12 protein-coding genes are annotated in these 16,685 nt (G+C 57.4%); 7 read left to right on the top strand and 5 right to left on the bottom strand.

Annotation, left to right across the window (positions count from 1 at the left end; all coding sequences use genetic code 11):
* Window positions 1-26: 26 nt before the first annotated feature.
* Window positions 27-656 carry an MBL fold metallo-hydrolase gene (locus tag ACL2XG_RS08350; RefSeq protein ID WP_413723414.1) on the top strand — a complete coding sequence of 210 codons (630 nt, stop codon included), beginning with the start codon at window positions 27-29 and terminating at the stop codon, window positions 654-656.
* Window positions 657-884: 228 nt separating this feature from the next.
* On the opposite strand, the gene ACL2XG_RS08345 is transcribed toward ACL2XG_RS08350, so the two are convergent.
* Window positions 885-2,075: an amino acid aminotransferase gene (locus ACL2XG_RS08345; protein WP_413722393.1), complete on the bottom strand. Its 1,191-nt coding sequence runs from the start codon at window positions 2,073-2,075 to the stop codon at window positions 885-887.
* Between the two features lie 39 nt (window positions 2,076-2,114).
* Between ACL2XG_RS08345 and ACL2XG_RS08340 the strand changes: the two genes are divergently transcribed.
* The gene (locus ACL2XG_RS08340) at window positions 2,115-2,285 is read left to right on the top strand and encodes a hypothetical protein (RefSeq protein WP_410015888.1); all 171 of its coding nucleotides are present in this window, start codon (window positions 2,115-2,117) and stop codon (window positions 2,283-2,285) included.
* 26 nt (window positions 2,286-2,311) lie between these two features.
* On the opposite strand, the gene ompF is transcribed toward ACL2XG_RS08340, so the two are convergent.
* The 3 genes from ompF to pncB form a co-directional block, all read right to left on the bottom strand.
* Window positions 2,312-3,427, bottom strand: a complete 1,116-nt coding sequence (gene ompF / locus ACL2XG_RS08335) for a porin OmpF (RefSeq protein ID WP_413722395.1) — start codon at window positions 3,425-3,427, stop codon at window positions 2,312-2,314.
* Between the two features lie 300 nt (window positions 3,428-3,727).
* A complete protein-coding gene (gene asnS / locus ACL2XG_RS08330) occupies window positions 3,728-5,128 on the bottom strand; it encodes an asparagine--tRNA ligase (protein ID WP_413722396.1) in 1,401 nt (466 codons plus the stop codon).
* Window positions 5,129-5,339: 211 nt separating this feature from the next.
* Window positions 5,340-6,545, bottom strand: a complete 1,206-nt coding sequence (gene pncB / locus ACL2XG_RS08325; protein WP_413722397.1) for a nicotinate phosphoribosyltransferase — start codon at window positions 6,543-6,545, stop codon at window positions 5,340-5,342.
* A 304-nt stretch (window positions 6,546-6,849) separates the two neighbouring features.
* Between pncB and pepN the strand changes: the two genes are divergently transcribed.
* The 3 genes from pepN (at window position 6,850) to ACL2XG_RS08310 (ending at window position 11,356) form a co-directional block, all read left to right on the top strand.
* On the top strand, window positions 6,850-9,462 hold the full coding sequence (gene pepN, locus ACL2XG_RS08320; RefSeq protein WP_413722398.1) for an aminopeptidase N: 2,613 nt from the start codon (window positions 6,850-6,852) through the stop codon (window positions 9,460-9,462).
* 171 nt (window positions 9,463-9,633) lie between these two features.
* Window positions 9,634-10,644 carry a quinone-dependent dihydroorotate dehydrogenase gene (gene pyrD, locus ACL2XG_RS08315; protein ID WP_410015883.1) on the top strand — a complete coding sequence of 337 codons (1,011 nt, stop codon included), beginning with the start codon at window positions 9,634-9,636 and terminating at the stop codon, window positions 10,642-10,644.
* A 163-nt stretch (window positions 10,645-10,807) separates the two neighbouring features.
* The gene (locus ACL2XG_RS08310) at window positions 10,808-11,356 is read left to right on the top strand and encodes a cell division protein ZapC (RefSeq protein ID WP_413722399.1); all 549 of its coding nucleotides are present in this window, start codon (window positions 10,808-10,810) and stop codon (window positions 11,354-11,356) included.
* Window positions 11,357-11,397: 41 nt separating this feature from the next.
* Here ACL2XG_RS08310 and ACL2XG_RS08305 read toward each other — a convergent pair whose 3' ends face one another.
* Window positions 11,398-12,501 (bottom strand): YcbX family protein, encoded by a 1,104-nt coding sequence (locus ACL2XG_RS08305; protein WP_413722400.1) that lies wholly within the window; start codon window positions 12,499-12,501, stop codon window positions 11,398-11,400.
* 102 nt (window positions 12,502-12,603) lie between these two features.
* Here ACL2XG_RS08305 and rlmKL point away from each other — a divergent pair, with 102 nt between their 5' ends.
* Together rlmKL and ACL2XG_RS08295 are read left to right on the top strand one after the other, a co-directional pair.
* Window positions 12,604-14,721: a bifunctional 23S rRNA (guanine(2069)-N(7))-methyltransferase RlmK/23S rRNA (guanine(2445)-N(2))-methyltransferase RlmL gene (gene rlmKL / locus ACL2XG_RS08300; protein ID WP_413723415.1), complete on the top strand. Its 2,118-nt coding sequence runs from the start codon at window positions 12,604-12,606 to the stop codon at window positions 14,719-14,721.
* A 5-nt stretch (window positions 14,722-14,726) separates the two neighbouring features.
* Window positions 14,727-16,646, top strand: coding sequence for an ABC transporter ATP-binding protein (locus ACL2XG_RS08295; RefSeq protein WP_413722401.1), 1,920 nt, complete (start codon window positions 14,727-14,729; stop codon window positions 16,644-16,646).
* The last annotated feature ends 39 nt before the right edge of the window (window positions 16,647-16,685 follow it).

Raw genomic sequence — 16,685 nt, 5'->3', positions numbered from 1 at the left:
GCGAAAACAGAGAGTAATGAAGTATGATGAAATACCATATTGTCCCGGTTACCGCCTTCAGCCAGAATTGTTCGCTGATATGGTGTGACAAAACCGGCGAAGCGGCGCTGGTCGATCCCGGCGGCGACGCGGCCAGGCTTATCGCGGCGGTGGCGGAAAAACCGGTTGCGATAAAACAAATTCTGCTGACCCATGGCCATCTGGACCATGTCGGCGCCGCCGCCGGGCTTGCGGCCCATTATGGCGTGCCCATTGTCGGCCCGCAGCGCGAAGATCTTTTTTTACTGGCGGGGCTGCCGGAGCAAAGCCGCATGTTCGGCCTGGATGACTGCCGGCCCCTGACGCCGGATCGCTGGCTGGAAGAGGGCGACGAGGTCCTGGTCGGCGAAGAGCGTTTCGCCATCCTGCACTGCCCGGGCCACACTCCCGGACATATCGTATTTTATAACGCCGCCGCGCATTTTATCCTGATGGGCGATGTGCTGTTTTACGGCGGGGTTGGCCGCAGCGATTTTCCGCGCGGCAATCATCAGGATTTAATCAATTCTATTCGCACCAAACTCCTGCCCCTGGGCGACGATATCGATTTTCTGCCCGGCCATGGACCTATGTCCACCCTTGGCCATGAACGCCTGACCAATCCTTTCCTGCGATAAAAAAACCGCCGGTTAAGGCGGTTCTGACTGTTGACGGACCCGCCTCCTGCTTATTCTTAATCAATGAGCAGGAGGCCGGTGCTTTCGCTGCCACCGGGACAATCCGGCGCCCAGGCGACGCGACATCCGCCACCCCGGTCGCCAAAACCGCGCCCGGTCAACAGACATCACCCCGCCGGCAAACCTTGCCGATGCCCGTAAACGCGCACGTTATGCGGTTACACGCCGTTAAAGCACCGCCACGATGGCTTCGCATAATTGCGCCATATTCCCGGTGGTCATGCCCGCCACATTCACCCGGCCAGAGTTCACCGCATACACGCCGAACTCGCTGCGCAGCCGCAATACCTGATCTTTGGTCAGGCCGCTGAACGAGAACATGCCGTTTTGCGCATTGATAAACTCGAAATCCTGCTGCGCGCCTTTCTCCCGCAGGGTATTGACGAACAGCTGGCGCATGCGCCGTATACGCTGGCGCATTTCGGTCAGTTCCTGCTCCCACAGCGCCTTCAGCGCCTCGTTGCCTAAAATGGTGGCGACAATCGCGGCGCCGTGGGCCGGCGGATTGGAATAATTGGCGCGAATACAGGATTTTAGCTGGCTGAAGATCTTATCGGCGGTGTTGGCATCGGCGCCGACCAGGGTGCAGGCGCCAACGCGCTCATTATACAGACCGAAATTTTTGGAATACGAACTGGCGATAATCATTTCCGCATGGTTCTCGGCAAAGATACGCAGGCCCTGCGCATCTTCTTCCAGCCCATGGGCAAACCCCTGGTAGGCGAAATCAAATAACGGCAGCCAGCCTTTGCTCCGCGACAGCTCGGCCAGTGTCCGCCATTGCGCCTCTGTCGGGTCGATACCGGTGGGGTTATGGCAGCAGCCGTGGAATAACACGACGTCGCCGGCCTGGGCCTGCTCAAGGCTTGCCAGCATGCCGGCGAAGTTAAGCTGGTGGCTGACGGCGTCGTAATAATCGTAGTCGGCGGTTTCAATACCGGCGGCGGCGAAGATATTTTTATGGTTCGGCCAGGTGGGGGTGCTGATCCAGACGCGCCGGGTCGTGGTGTTGCTGGCCAGGAAATCCGCGGCGACGCGAAGCCCGCCGGTGCCGCCGGGCGTTTGCGCCGTGCGGGCGCGGTTGGCGCTGATAATCGCGCTGCCGGTGCCGAACAGCAGCGTTTGGGTACAGCGGGCGAACGCCGGCAAGCCGTCGATGCCGAGATAATTTTTGGTGACTTCGTTTTCCAGCAGCAATTGTTCGGCTTTTTTGACGCTGGTGAGCACCGGTGTCTGGCCGGTTTCATCTTTATACACGCCGATGCCCAGGTTGATTTTATTGGGCCGATCGTCGGCACGGAAAACGTCCAGCAAACCAAGGATAGGATCGGCGGCGGCCAGGGGGATAGTTTCAAACATTATGAAGGGTTCCAGAAGGTAACTAAAGGTGAGCGTAGAGTGTTATCAGGTTACCGCCAGAAACGTGCTTTGCCAACAGGCTGGGGAAAAAAACGCTGTGACGGCGCAAGGGAATTTACCGGAAAAGGGCAAATGGACGGCATTGGCGGAAAAAAGCAAAAAAAAAGCGGGGCAGCCACCCCGCTTCTTTATCTTGACCTGCAGTTATGATGCGCTGCAAGGACGTCCGTGTCGGCTTAGAACTGGTAAACCAAGCCCAGTGCCACGGTGTCGTCGGTACCCATGCCCAGCTTGTTGTTGTCATCAACTTTATTGATGATGTAGTCAACATAGGTGGACATGTTTTTGTTGAAGTAGTAGGTAGCGCCAACTTCGTAGTATTTCAGGATATCAGTGTCGCCGATGCCTTCAACATCTTTCGCTTTGGACTGGCCGTAAGCGATGGACGGACGCAGACCGAAGTCAAACTGATACTGGGCAACCAGCAGGATGTCCTGGGTTTTATTGGCAAAGCCATCAACACCGGTAGTCACGCCGCCAGTGGTAACCGGCGCGGTGATACGGGTTGCGTTACGGGTTTCGCCGTAGGTGGCAGCCAGGTAAATATTGTTAGCGTCATATTTAACCGACGTTGCCCATTGTTCGGCACGGTCGCCCTGGCCAATCGGCGAGGCGTTCTGCGTTTCGGTACGATCGGAGGAAGCATAAGCGCCTACGATGCCTAAGCCGATAGGAGAAACGTATGATACGGAACCGCCGTAGCCGTCGCCGTTAGCGCGGCCGAAATCAGAGCCGGTACGGTCGTTTTTGCCCTGGTACTGCAAGGCAAAATCCAGGCCGTCGGCCAGGCCGAAGAAATTGGTGTTGCGGTAAGTGGCAACGCCGGTGGTACGGCCAACAAAGAAGTTATCGGAGTAGGCGGTATCACCGCCGAACTCCGGCAGCATATCGGTCCAGCCCAGGGCGTCGTACACTACGCCGTAGTTACGGCCGTAATCGAATGAACCGTAGTCACCGAATTTCAAGCCGGCAAAGCCCAGACGGGTTTTATTGCCGTCTTGCGCGTCGGAGCCGCCTTCAGTGTGGTTGGCGTTAAACTGGTATTCCCACTGGCCGTAACCGGTCAGTTGGTCGTTAATCTGGGTTTCGCCTTTAAAGCCGAGACGCGCATAGGTCTGATCGCCGTCGCCCGCAAAGCTATTGTCGTTGGAATTAGAGAAGTAATGCAGGCCGACAGCTTTACCGTACAAATCCAGTTTGTTACCGTCTTTATTATAAACTTCGGCCGCATTAGCCGCGCCAGCAGCCAACAAGGCCGGAATTACCACTGCAAGAAGATTGCGCTTCATCATTATTACTACCCTCATTGGTGTTATTCGGACACCTGCCACTGCCGCTAACATTTCTAGATGAAACATTATTGAGAGTTTGGTGTCTTCCTGTGTCTGCACGCAGTGTTCCATTCGTGGACCTGTTAATCCACATGGAAAATGCTACAAAGGTCGCAATGATGTTTCAGCGGGAAACCGTGTGTTACAAGATGTAAATTTCACGGAACTTTGTGAGAGAACTCAAACTTTGAAAAGATAAAGGCCAGCATCGCTGGCCTCCAGAAGTTATATATATGTTTTTCTTATATTTTAAGAAGAAAATTAGAAGTTCGCATTGCGCGGGCTGCGTGGGAAGGGGATTACGTCACGAATATTTTGCATTCCTGTGACATAAACGATCAAACGTTCAAACCCGAGTCCGAAACCCGAATGCGGCACGGTGCCGTAACGACGCAGATCGCGGTACCACCAATAATCTTCTTTATTCAGCCCCATTTCCGCCAAACGATCGTCAAGCCGGTCCAGACGTTCTTCACGCTGTGAACCGCCGATGATTTCGCCGATTCCCGGCGCCAGCACATCCATGGCGGCCACCGTTTTGCCGTCGTCGTTCTGACGCATATAAAACGCCTTGATGTCTTTGGGGTAATTTTTTACCACCACCGGCGCTTTAAAATGTTTCTCCGCCAGGTAGCGTTCATGCTCGGAGGACAAATCGACGCCCCAGGAGACCGGGTTTTCGAAGGGCTGGCCGGAGGCGATTAAAATCTCCACCGCCTCGGTATAATCAACCTGGGCAAAATCGGATGCCACAAAATGTTCCAGGCGGGTAATGGCGTCCTTATCCACGCGTTCGGCAAAAAATTTCATATCGTCGGCGCGCTCGGTGAGCACCGCCTGGAAGACATATTTCAGCAGCGCTTCCGCCAGGCCGGCGATATCATCCAGATTGGCGAAAGCGACTTCCGGCTCCATCATCCAGAACTCGGCCAGATGGCGGGTGGTATTGGAGTTCTCGGCGCGGAACGTCGGGCCGAAGGTATAGACCTTGGATAGCGCGCAGGCATAGGTTTCGGCATTCAGCTGGCCGGAGACGGTCAGAAACGCTTCCTTGCCGAAAAAGTCTTCATCAAAGTTAACCTTGCCCTGGGCGGTGCGCGGCAGGTTTTCAAAATCCAGCGTGGAGACGCGGAACATCTCACCGGCGCCCTCGGCGTCGGATGCGGTGATAAGCGGCGTGGAGACCCAGAAGAAGCCGCGCTCATCCATAAAGCGGTGGATGGCCTGCGCCAGGGTATGGCGCACCCGGGCGACGGCGCCGATCATATTCGTGCGCGGGCGCAGGTGCGCCACCTCGCGCAGATATTCCACGCTGTGCCGTTTCGCCGCCATCGGATACGTGTCGGGATCGTCCACCCAGCCCAGCACGTCCACTTTGTCCGCCTGGATCTCGAAGCGCTGGCCGCCGCCCAGCGATTCGGTCACCCGGCCGGTGATCGCCACCGAACAGCCGGTGGTCAGGCGCAGGATGTCCGACTTGTAATTCGGCAGATTATTATTTATGACGGCCTGTAAAGGATCAAAGCAGGAACCGTCATAGACGGCGAGAAAGGAGATACCGGCTTTAGAATCTCTCCGGGTACGCACCCAACCATATACAGTGACTTCACTGTCAGCAGGTATGCGCCCTTGCAGTACATCGACTACAGGCACTACGCTCATAAATGACTCTCTTAACTCATTGTGATGGGGGATTAAACATTATCGCCGCGGCGAAAGCTGTAATATGTTACTTGGCGGGCAGAAGGACACAAGCGAAAATCATCATTTAATGACAGATTTTGCCTGCGGGCGCAAACAATCGCCGGGTAAGGGGAACAATGAGGCGCGATGCGCGCGCCGGAAGAGGAGCCGGCGCGGGGTAGGGCAAGCATCAGCTGGCTTTTTTCACCAGCGGTAAATCAAAGGCCTTGCGCAGCGCGCGGACGAACTCTTTATCCTGGCACATGCTTTTACCGGGGCTGTCGGACAGTTTCGCCACCGGTTTGCCGTTGCACTCCACAAGCTTTATCACGATATTCAGCGGCTTAACCGCCGGGATATCGCACGTTAGCCGGGTGCCGATACCGAACACCAGGTTAATCCGCTGCCAGAAGTGGCGATACAGCGCCAGCGCCTTGTCGAAGTCAAGGCTGTCGGAAAAGACCAGGGTCTTGGTCAGCGGGTCGATCCCCAGCTTCTGGTAATGGGCAATCGCCTTCTCTCCCCATTCCACCGGGTCGCCGGAATCATGGCGCAATCCCTGGTAGCGCGTGGCAAAACCGGCGCCGAAATCACGCAGGAACGCATCCATGGTAATGCAATCGGTCAGGGCGATGCCCAACTGATCGGGGTATTCGTCCAACCAGGCCTGAAGCGCGGCGCGCTGGCTATTGGCCAGTACCGGACTTATCTGCTGGTGGGCCTGAAACCATTCATGGGCCTGGGTGCCCACCGGCGTTAACGACAGCCGCCGGGCCAGATCGTAGTTGCTGGTGCCGATGAGATAAGGGAAGTCCCGCTGCAGCTCGCGGACCACATCGAATTGGACCTGGCGCGAAAACCGCCTGCGGGTGCCGAAATCCATCAGTTTGAAACGGGAGATGTCGATATCGCGGCTGCGGTCGCGGAAATGCTGCAGTTTTTGCCGCAGCTGCGTCAGCGCCATGTCGCGCACATCGAAAGGCGTGCGCCGGCGATGGACCACTTCGCTGATGACCGCCAGCAATGGCACTTCCCACAGGATCACCTCACGCCACGGGCCGGTAATGCGGATATCGAGCTTGCCGTTATGATCGCGCACCCGCACCTGGCGCGGGTCGAACCGGAACGCGCGCAGCCACGCCAGATAATCCTGGTGGAAAAAAGGCAGCGCCGAGAGAAAGGCGAATTCCTCGTCGCTCAGCGCCAGGTTACGCATCAGCTCGATTTGCGCGCCGATCTCGGCGGCGTATTCGCCCAGCATATCGTCGCCGCGGCAGCGGAACTCGGCGGTACCCGTAACATCATGGTAACGATGATAAACCGCCTGCTGCATATGCAACTTGTAGGCATCAGTGTCAAGTATCGACGTTAAAATCGGCTCAATGGCTAAAGTCATGGCGCGCTACAGCATCCTCTTGCGACACATAAATACAGTCGGATAAATGGCAAATCGACTGAAGTGTACCCGGCTTGTTCTGTAAGTGTAGTCACATCAAATCATAAATGGCGCTGCAACGTCGAGGCTTAAACGTGCCGTCCGGGCTGAAACGACATGATAAAACCCGTGGTGCAGCGTCACGATCTTTTTCAACCCCCTGCGCGGGCATTTTAACGGGCCATGCCGCTTAACAATGGCAACATGGTCTTAACAGGAATAGACTTATCACAGAGAAATCAATGACGATGCCAAAAGGTTAATTATGACTCAACAGCCGCTAGCAAAATACCGCCATGATTATCGTGCGCCGGATTATACCATCACCGATATCAGCCTGGAGTTTGATCTTAACGCCGAAACCACTACGGTAACGGCGGTCAGTAACGTTGTCAGGAAAGGACCGGCGGGAGCGCCGCTGGTATTAAACGGCGAGGACCTGCAGCTGCTTAACGTCAGCATCGATGGGCAGCCTTGGGCGCACTACCGTCAGGAAGGGCCGCTGCTGGTGATTGAACAGCTGCCCGGGGCGTTTACCCTTACCATCGTGAATGTGATTCATCCGGCGCAGAACTCGGCGCTGGAAGGGCTGTACCTGTCCGGCGACGCCCTGTGCACGCAATGCGAGGCGGAGGGTTTCCGCCATATTACTTATTATCTGGACCGCCCGGACGTGCTGGCGCGCTTTACCACCCGCATTATCGCCGACAAAACACGCTATCCCTTCCTGCTGTCCAACGGCAACCGCATTGACGGCGGCGAAATGGCCGACGGCCGCCATTGGGTGGTCTGGCAGGACCCGTTCCCTAAACCCTGCTATCTCTTTGCCCTGGTGGCCGGTGATTTCGACGTGCTGCGCGATAGTTTCACCACCCGTTCCGGACGCGAGGTGGCGCTGGAGCTGTTTGTCGATCGCGGCAACCTGGATCGCGCCGATTGGGCGATGACCTCGCTTAAGCAGGCGATGCGCTGGGATGAAGCCCGCTTCGGCCTGGAATACGATCTCGACATCTTTATGATTGTCGCCGTGGATTTCTTTAATATGGGCGCCATGGAAAACAAGGGATTGAATGTGTTCAATTCCAAATATGTGCTGGCGCGCGCTGAGACCGCCACCGATAGTGATTATCTGAATATCGAGCGGGTTATCGGCCATGAGTATTTCCATAACTGGACCGGCAACCGTATCACCTGCCGGGACTGGTTCCAACTGAGCCTGAAGGAAGGGTTGACGGTCTTTCGCGATCAGGAATTCAGCGCCGATCTCGGCTCGCGCCCGGTGAACCGCATCGGCAACGTGCGCGTGATGCGCGGCTCGCAGTTTGCCGAGGACGCCAGCCCGATGGCCCACCCGATTCGTCCCGAGAAGGTTATCGAGATGAATAACTTCTATACCCTGACGGTCTATGAAAAGGGCGCGGAAGTGATCCGCATGCTGCATACGCTTTTGGGCGAAGAAAAGTTCCAGGCCGGGATGCGGCTGTATGTTGAGCGCCACGACGGATCCGCCGCCACCTGCGATGATTTTGTCAACGCCATGGAACAGGCTTCCGGTATCGACCTGACCCAGTTCCGCCGGTGGTATAGCCAGTCCGGTACGCCGGTATTGTCGGTGCGCGATGACTATAACCCCGAGTTGCGGCAATATCAGCTGCACGTCAGCCAGATGACCCCGCCGACCGCCGATCAGGCAGAGAAACTGCCGTTGCATATTCCGCTGGATATCGAGCTTTATGATATCCAGGGCCAGGTGATTCCTTTGCGGCGCGACGGCCGGCCGGTGAACAATGTGCTGAATATCACCGACGCGGTGCAGACGTTTATTTTTGACGATGTGCCGTCGTTGCCGGTGCCGTCGCTGCTGCGCGGATTCTCCGCGCCGGTGAAGCTCGATTACCCCTATAGCGATCAGCAGCTTACCTTGCTGATGCGTTTTGCCACCGACGAGTTTTCCCGTTGGGACGCCGCGCAGAGCCTGCTGTCGATTTATATTCGCCTGAGCGTGGCGCGCGTGAGCCAGGGCCTGCCGCTGAGCCTGCCGCTGCATGTGGCCGATGCCTTCCGGGGCGTGTTGCTCGACCCCTCCCTCGACCCGGCGCTGGCGGCGCAGATCCTGACGCTGCCCAGCGAAAACGAGATGGCGGAATTATTCAGCGTTATCGATCCGGCGGCAATCCATGAAGTGCATGAGGCGCTGATCCGCTGTCTGGCGACGGAGCTGGCCGATGAGCTGCTGGCGGTTTACCAGGCCAACAAGACGCCGGTATACCGGGTCGTGCACGCGGATATCGGCAAGCGCGCTTTGCGCAATATTTGCCTGTATTACCTGGCGTTCGGCGAACACGATCGGGCGGTCAGGCTCACCACCGCGCAGTATCACGCGGCGGACAATATGACCGATGCGCTGGCGGCGATGTCCGCCGCCGTGGCGGCGCAGCTGCCGTGCCAGGCGACGCTGCTGGCCGAGTTCGACGAGCGCTGGCATCATGACGGCCTGGTGATGGATAAATGGTTTACCCTGCAGGCCACCAGCCCGGCCGACGATGTGCTCGCCCAGGTTAAATCCCTGCTGACCCATCGCTCCTTCAGCCTGAACAACCCTAATCGTATCCGGTCGCTCATCGGCGCGTTCAGCGCGGGCAATCCCTCGGCGTTCCATGCCGCCGACGGCAGCGGCTACCGCTTCCTGGCCGAAATCCTGGTCGAGCTGAATACGCGTAATCCGCAGGTGGCCTCAAGGCTTATCGAGCCGCTGATCCGGCTGCGGCGTTACGATGAGTCGCGTCAGGCATTGATGCGCGAGGCGCTGGCGACGTTGCAGGCGCTGCCGAATCTGTCCGGGGATTTGTATGAAAAAATTACCAAGGCGTTAGGTTAGCCCGGCGGCGGCGGGGTTATGGCGCCCCGCCGACGCGCCATAACCCCGCCGCAAGGGGGCTTTTTTGATCTGGCGCGAGCGATCGCGCTTTTTTTACGCCGTTTGATTTCTTTTCCGCGCCCGATACTTGATAATACCGCCCCGGTTGCCACCGGGATATCAGGAGACGATATGTTTTATCCCCTCATCAGACAGGCTTTATTCCAGCTCGATCCAGAACGTGCCCATGAATTAACCTTCCAGCAGTTGCGCCGAATTAGCGGCACGCCATTCGAGTTTCTGGTGCGCCAGTCGGTGCCGACCAAGACGGTCAATTGCATGGGGATAGCGTTTAAGAATCCGCTGGGACTCGCCGCCGGCCTGGATAAAGATGGTGATTGCATCGACGCGCTCGGCGCCATGGGTTTTGGCTTTATCGAGGTCGGCACGGTAACGCCGCGTCCGCAGCCCGGTAATGATAAACCACGCCTGTTCCGGCTTGTCGAGGCGGAAGGGCTGATCAACCGGATGGGATTTAACAATAAAGGCGTGGATTATCTGGTTGAAAACGTTAAAAAATCCCATTTTGGCGGCGTGTTGGGAATCAATATCGGCAAAAACAAGGCGACGCCGGTGGAGCAGGGCAAGGAGGATTATCTGCTGTGCATGGATAAGATATATCCTTACGCCGGCTATATAGCGATAAACATTTCCTCCCCCAATACCCCGGGACTGCGCACGCTGCAATTCGGCGAAGCGCTGGACGATTTATTGTTGGCGATTAAGAATAAGCAGTCCGAACTGCAAAAGTATCACCACAAATATGTTCCGGTTGCGGTCAAAATAGCCCCCGACCTGACGGACGAAGAGCTGGTCCAGGTTGCCGACAGCCTGGTCCGTCATAATATCGACGGCGTCATCGCCACCAACACCACCACCGACCGGCACCTGGTGCAGGGCCTGAACCATTGCAACCAGACCGGCGGGTTAAGCGGCCGTCCCTTACAAGCGCGCAGTACGGAAGTGATTCGCCGACTGTTCCGTGAATTAAACGGCAAATTGCCCATCATCGGGGTAGGGGGAATTGATTCCTTGATCGCCGCGAGGGAAAAAATGGACGCCGGCGCCGCGCTTATTCAAATATATTCCGGCTTTATTTTTCACGGTCCCCGTCTGATTAAAGACATTGTTACCCATATTTGATCATTTTTTTCTCATTAAACGGCTTGGGGGGTTTATTTATTCCCCAGGCTCGTTTATCTTTTATCCGTTTGCTGTTAATTTATCCGTAGAATTATTTTCTAAACGCTAAAATTCTTTGCAGGATATTTCATAATCGATTGCGACGTGATGAAAGGATTTAAAGATGAAATTCACTCCCGGCGATAATTGGCGTTGGTTTTATGATGCCGAGCATGATCGGATGATGCTGGATCTCGCTGACGGTATGATATTCCGTTCACGCTTTTGTGCTAAGACACTGACGCCCGATGCGTTTAGCGAAACGGTATTCTGCGTAGACGACGCCGCGCTCTATTTTACCTTAGCCGAAAAGTGTCGGGCGCTGCCGTTAAAGGAAGAACAGCAGGCGGAGCTTATCCTCAATGCCCTGGTGGCAGTGCGCTTCCTCAAACCACTGATGCCGAAGAGCTGGCATTTCCGGCCGCAGCCCACGCCGTTGAACTGGCATCCCGTGATGGGCGACGACGTGCTGGTGCGCCTGAATGACAATGGCGAATATGCGCGGCTGCTGGTGGCGGAAGCGGGCGATAACGCCAGCCTGTGCGTGCTGGCGCAGGCGCAGCTTACCCTGGCCGCGCGTAAAATCGTGCTGGGCGACGCCATCAAAATTATGCACGACCGGTTATTACCTTACCCGCGCCAGGACGATATCCAGTACGCCGCCGCGGTGTAGCCGCCTTTCGGCGTATGCGGGGCGCGTATGCCGCCCGGAAGTTAGCCAAGACGCAAATCGCTTTTGGGTATGCAACTGCAGGACAGCACCTGGCCGGGTTCTTCGACCGCGCTGGCTTTCAGCGGCGCGACCTCGCCTTCAAGCAACCTTACCTTGCAGGTGCCGCAGATGCCTGCCCGGCATGAATAAGGAATGTGAATCCCCTGTTGCTCAAGCTGCTCCAGCAATACCTGCTGGTTATTGCCGCGAAAGCGCCGTCCCTGGTAATCAATCATCACCTGCCGCTCGCCGTCCACCGGCGCCGCCAGGGTTGCGCTTACCGCGCCGCCTCCGTAACGCCTGGGCTCCTGTTCCGCCAGTATTTCAATCATGTCGCCGGCGCGGATGATGCCGCTGGAGCGCGCGATCAGATTTTGGCCGAAATCCACATCGCCGTTATCGGCGGTGCGGTAGCCCTGCAAGGTGCGTAAAGGCTCCGTCGCCGGGTGTTTACGGCCCAGTTCCACGCTCACGGTGGTGAGCACGCAGCGGCTGCAGGGCTTGACCGCCTCGAACTCGACGTCGCCGATGCGAATGCGCCGCCAGCCGTCCTCGGCAAAAGGCGCCGCGCCCGCCGCCACCATATTCGGCCGGAACTGGGTAATATTGATGCCGGCGGGACAGCGCCCCTGCAAATCCCTGAACGAGGCCTCGCCGATCAGCAAAAAGGGATAACCGTCGGCAAACGACAGCGGTATGCCGGGATAGCGTTTGACCCGCCGGTGGCTTTGCTCCCCGGTCCAGCGTAGCTGCACCGCGCGACCTAAATAGCCGCTTAACCAGTTATTGATGGCCTCGGGTGCCACATACGCGGTAAAATGGCTGCCCCAGACTTCGGTGGGGCGGCCGTCAGGCGTGAAATCGGCAAAGCGCGCCAACATGCTTTGTCCGTCCGGCGCGCCAAGGTGCAGGCCGTTTTGTACCATCACCGGCGTAAACAGCACCATTTGCGGATATTGGCGGGCGGTAATAAAAGTACCGTCCGGGTCGGTAACCATGAATATCCGGTCAAAGGCCAGACCTTCGGCGCCCGCCAGCGCATGGGATACCTGCAAACCGCGCATTGATTTCACCGGATGAATATATAACCGCGATAAACTGACCACTTTGCCTCCCTGCCGGAACACTCTGTTGGGCCAACTTTATGACAATGGGTCGGGATTAGCTATAATGCCCAACGATTTTTCTTTTTGATGATAAGTGACATGATGAACGCACTCTTTGCCAGTACGGCACAAGGTTTAGAAGAACTGTTAAAAAGCGAGCTGGAAGCACTGGGTGCGCTCGACTGTAAAATAGCCCTGGGCGGGGTGCACTTTCACGGCGACGATCGGCTGCTGTACCAAAGCCTGCTCTGGAGCCGCCTGGCTTCGCGCATCCTGCTGCCGCTGACCGATTTTGACGTTTTCAGCGATGATGACCTCTATCAAGGGGTGCGGGGTATCGACTGGCCGGCGATTTTTTCGGTGGATAAGTCCTTTGTCGTGCATTTCAGCGGCACCAATGAGGCTATCCGCAACAGCCAGTACGGCACCCTGCGGGTAAAAGACGCCATCGTCGACAGTTTCGCCGATGCCCTGGACCAGCGTCCGGACGTGGCCAAACAGCAGCCGGATATCCGCGTGCAGGTGTTTTTGCACCGCGACCATGCCATGGTATCGCTGGACCTGAGCGGCGGCGGGCTGCACCAGCGCGGCTACCGCGACGGCGCGGGCCAGGCGCCGCTCAAGGAAAACCTGGCGGCCGCCATCGTGCTGCGCTCCGGCTGGCACGCGGGCACGCCGCTGCTGGACCCGATGTGCGGCTCCGGCACCCTGCTGATCGAAGCGGCGCTGATGGCGGCGGATCGTGCGCCCGGCCTGCTGCGTCAGCAATGGGGCTTTTACGGCTGGCGCGGCCATAACGAATCCCTGTGGCAGGATGTGCTGGCCGCGGCGCGCGCGCGCGCCGCGGCGGGGGCCGGCGCCGCTTCACGCTTTTTTGGCTCCGACAACGATGCGCGCGTGCTGGAAAAAGCGCGCGCCAATGCCCGTCACGCAGGCATCGCCGATCTGATCACCTTCTCGGTTAATGATGTGGCTAATCTGGCCAACCCGCAGCCTGACGGCCCGACCGGCACGGTGATCAGCAATCCGCCCTATGGCGAGCGGCTGGAAAGCGAGCCGGCGCTGATCGCGTTGTATAATCTGCTCGGGCGCATCATGAAAAGCCGGTTCGGCGGCTGGCGGCTGTCGCTGTTCAGCGCGTCGCCGGTATTGTTAAGCGCGCTGCAATTACGCGCGGAGCGTTCGTTTAAAGCAAAAAACGGCCCGCTGGACTGCGAGCAGAAAAACTACCTGCTGGCCGAGACGCCGAACGTGGCGGTCGCCCGCGACATCGCGCCCGATTTCGCCAACCGGCTGCGTAAAAATATCCGCGGCCTGGAAAAATGGGCCGCCAAGCAGCATCTGGATTGTTATCGTCTTTATGACGCCGATTTGCCCGAATATAACGTCGCCATCGATCGCTACAGTTCATGGGTGGTGATCCAGGAGTATGTGGCGCCAAAAACCATTGAGCCGGAAAAAGCGCGCCAGCGACTCTACGACGCCATCTCGGCGACCCTTTCGGTGCTGGATATCCCCGCCAGCCAACTGGTGGTGAAGGCCCGCGAGCGGCAGAAAGGCAAAAGCCAGTACGAGAAGCTGGCGCAGAAGGGCGAATTTCTGCTGGTGGACGAATATGACGCCAAACTCTGGGTCAACCTGACCGATTATCTGGATACCGGTCTGTTCCTCGATCATCGCATCGCGCGTAAAATGCTGGGCGAGATGAGCCGCGGCAAGGATTTCCTCAACTTGTTCGCTTATACCGGCAGCGCCAGCGTGCATGCGGGCATCGGCGGCGCGCGCAGCACCACCTCGGTGGATATGTCGCGCACTTATCTGGAATGGGCGGAAAAAAACCTGCGCAGCAATGGGCTGGTCGGCAAGCAGCATCGCCTGATCCAGGCTGATTGCCTGTCCTGGCTTGAACTGTCGCAGGAAACCTTCGATCTGATTTTTATCGATCCCCCCACGTTCTCCAATTCAAAACGCATGTCTGAAAGCTTCGACGTGCAACGGGATCACCTGGTGCTGATGAAAGATCTGAAAAGATTGTTACGCCCGGGCGGCACCATGATGTTCTCCAATAATAAACGCGGTTTCCAATTGGATGCCGAAGGATTACAGGCCCTCGGCCTGAAGGCGCGGTCCATCACCGAGCAAACACGCTCCCAGGACTTCGCCCGTAATCGCCATATTCACAACAGCTGGCTGATAAGCCATGCCGATCAGGATCAATAAACGCCATGTCATTAATCAGCCTTTCCGGCGCCTGGCTATCGTTCAGCGATGCGCCGTTGCTGGATAATACCGAGCTTCATATAGAACGTAACGAACGCGTCTGCCTGGTCGGGCGCAACGGGGCGGGCAAATCTACCCTGATGAAAATCCTCAGCAAAGAAGTGCCGCTGGACGACGGGCAACTGATTTTCGAGCAGGATACCATCGTTGCCCGCCTGCAGCAGGATCCCCCGCGCAACGTGAGCGGCAGCGTGTATGATTTCGTCGCCGAGGGCGTGCAGGAACAGGCGCAAACGCTGAAGGCCTACCATGCCGTTTCCCATCTGGTGGAACAGGATCCCAGCGATAAAAACCTGATGGAAATGGGCCGTCTGCAGGAGATCCTTGACCACCAGAATTTATGGCATCTGGAAAAACGCATCAACGAAGTGCTGGAACAGCTGGGCCTGACCGCCGATACCGAGCTGTCGGCCCTCTCGGGCGGCTGGCTGCGTAAAGCGGCGCTCGGCCGCGCCCTGGTCTGCGAGCCCCAGGTCTTGCTGCTGGATGAACCGACCAACCATCTGGATATTGAAACCATCGACTGGCTGGAAACCTTCCTGAAAAGTTTCCCCGGCAGCATTATTTTCATTTCCCATGACCGTTCGTTTATCCGCAATATGGCGACGCGCATTGTCGATCTGGATCGCGGCAAGCTGGTGTCCTGGCCAGGCAATTACGACAAATACCTTGAAGGCAAGGAAGAAGAGCTGCGGGTACAGGAACTGCAAAACGCCGAGTTTGACAAGAAACTGGCGCAGGAAGAAGTGTGGATCCGCCAGGGCATCAAGGCCAGGCGCACCCGTAACGAGGGCCGCGTGCGCGCGTTAAAGGCGCTGCGCAATGAAAGAAGCGAACGGCGCGAGGTTATCGGCAGCGCCAAGATGCAGGTGGAGGAAGCCACCCGCTCGGGTAAAATCGTCTTTGAAATGGAAGACGTCAGCTATCGCCTGGCGGATAAAGTCTTGGTCAGCGGCTTCAGCGCCCAGGTACAGCGTGGCGATAAAATCGCCCTGATCGGCCCTAACGGCTGCGGCAAGACCACGCTGTTAAAACTGATGCTCGGCCAACTGCAGCCGGACAGCGGACGCATCCACTGCGGCACCAAGCTGGAAGTGGCTTATTTTGACCAGCATCGCGCCGAACTGGATCCCGAACGTACGGTCATGGACAACCTGGCCGAAGGTAAACAGGAAGTGATGGTCAACGGCCGTTCGCGCCATGTGCTGGGTTACCTGCAGGATTTCCTGTTTCACCCCAAGCGCGCCATGACGCCGGTAAAAGCCTTGTCCGGCGGCGAGCGCAACCGGCTGCTGCTGGCCAAATTGTTCCTCAATCCCAGTAACCTGCTGATTCTGGATGAACCGACCAATGACCTGGACGTCGAGACGCTGGAACTGCTGGAAGAGATGATCGACGGCTACCAGGGCACGGTGCTGCTGGTCAGCCATGACCGTCAGTTCGTGGACAACTCGGTGACCGAATGCTGGATTTTTGAAGGGGAAGGTCAAATCAGCAGCTTTGTCGGCGGCTATTTCGACGCCCAGAACCAGCGCCGAAATATGCGCTCGCTGCGCGCCGCGCCCGCCCATGCCGAAAAAAATCGCGTCGCCGAGGCGCCAAAGCCGCTTAATGCGAAGCGCGTCCCCGCCAAATTGAGTTATAACCTACAGCGTGAGCTGGACATGTTGCCGCAGGAGATTGAACGCCTGGAGCAGGAAATCAATGCCCTCCAGGCCGAAATGGCGGACGCGGATTTTTTCAGCCAGCCGCACGAAAAAACCCAGGCGGTGATTGCGCGCATGGCCGGCGCCGAACAGGCGCTGGAAACGGCCTTTGCCCGCTGGGAAGAGCTTGAAGCGTTAAAGAACGGACCAAAAGAGTGACATGAACCCGATCGGGAACGGTGGGAATCCCGATCGGGC

Origin of the sequence: Sodalis sp. RH24 (assembly GCF_047324145.1) — a bacterium.
Lineage (GTDB): Bacteria > Pseudomonadota > Gammaproteobacteria > Enterobacterales > Enterobacteriaceae > Acerihabitans.
This window is presented reverse-complemented; position numbering and strand designations above follow the sequence as displayed.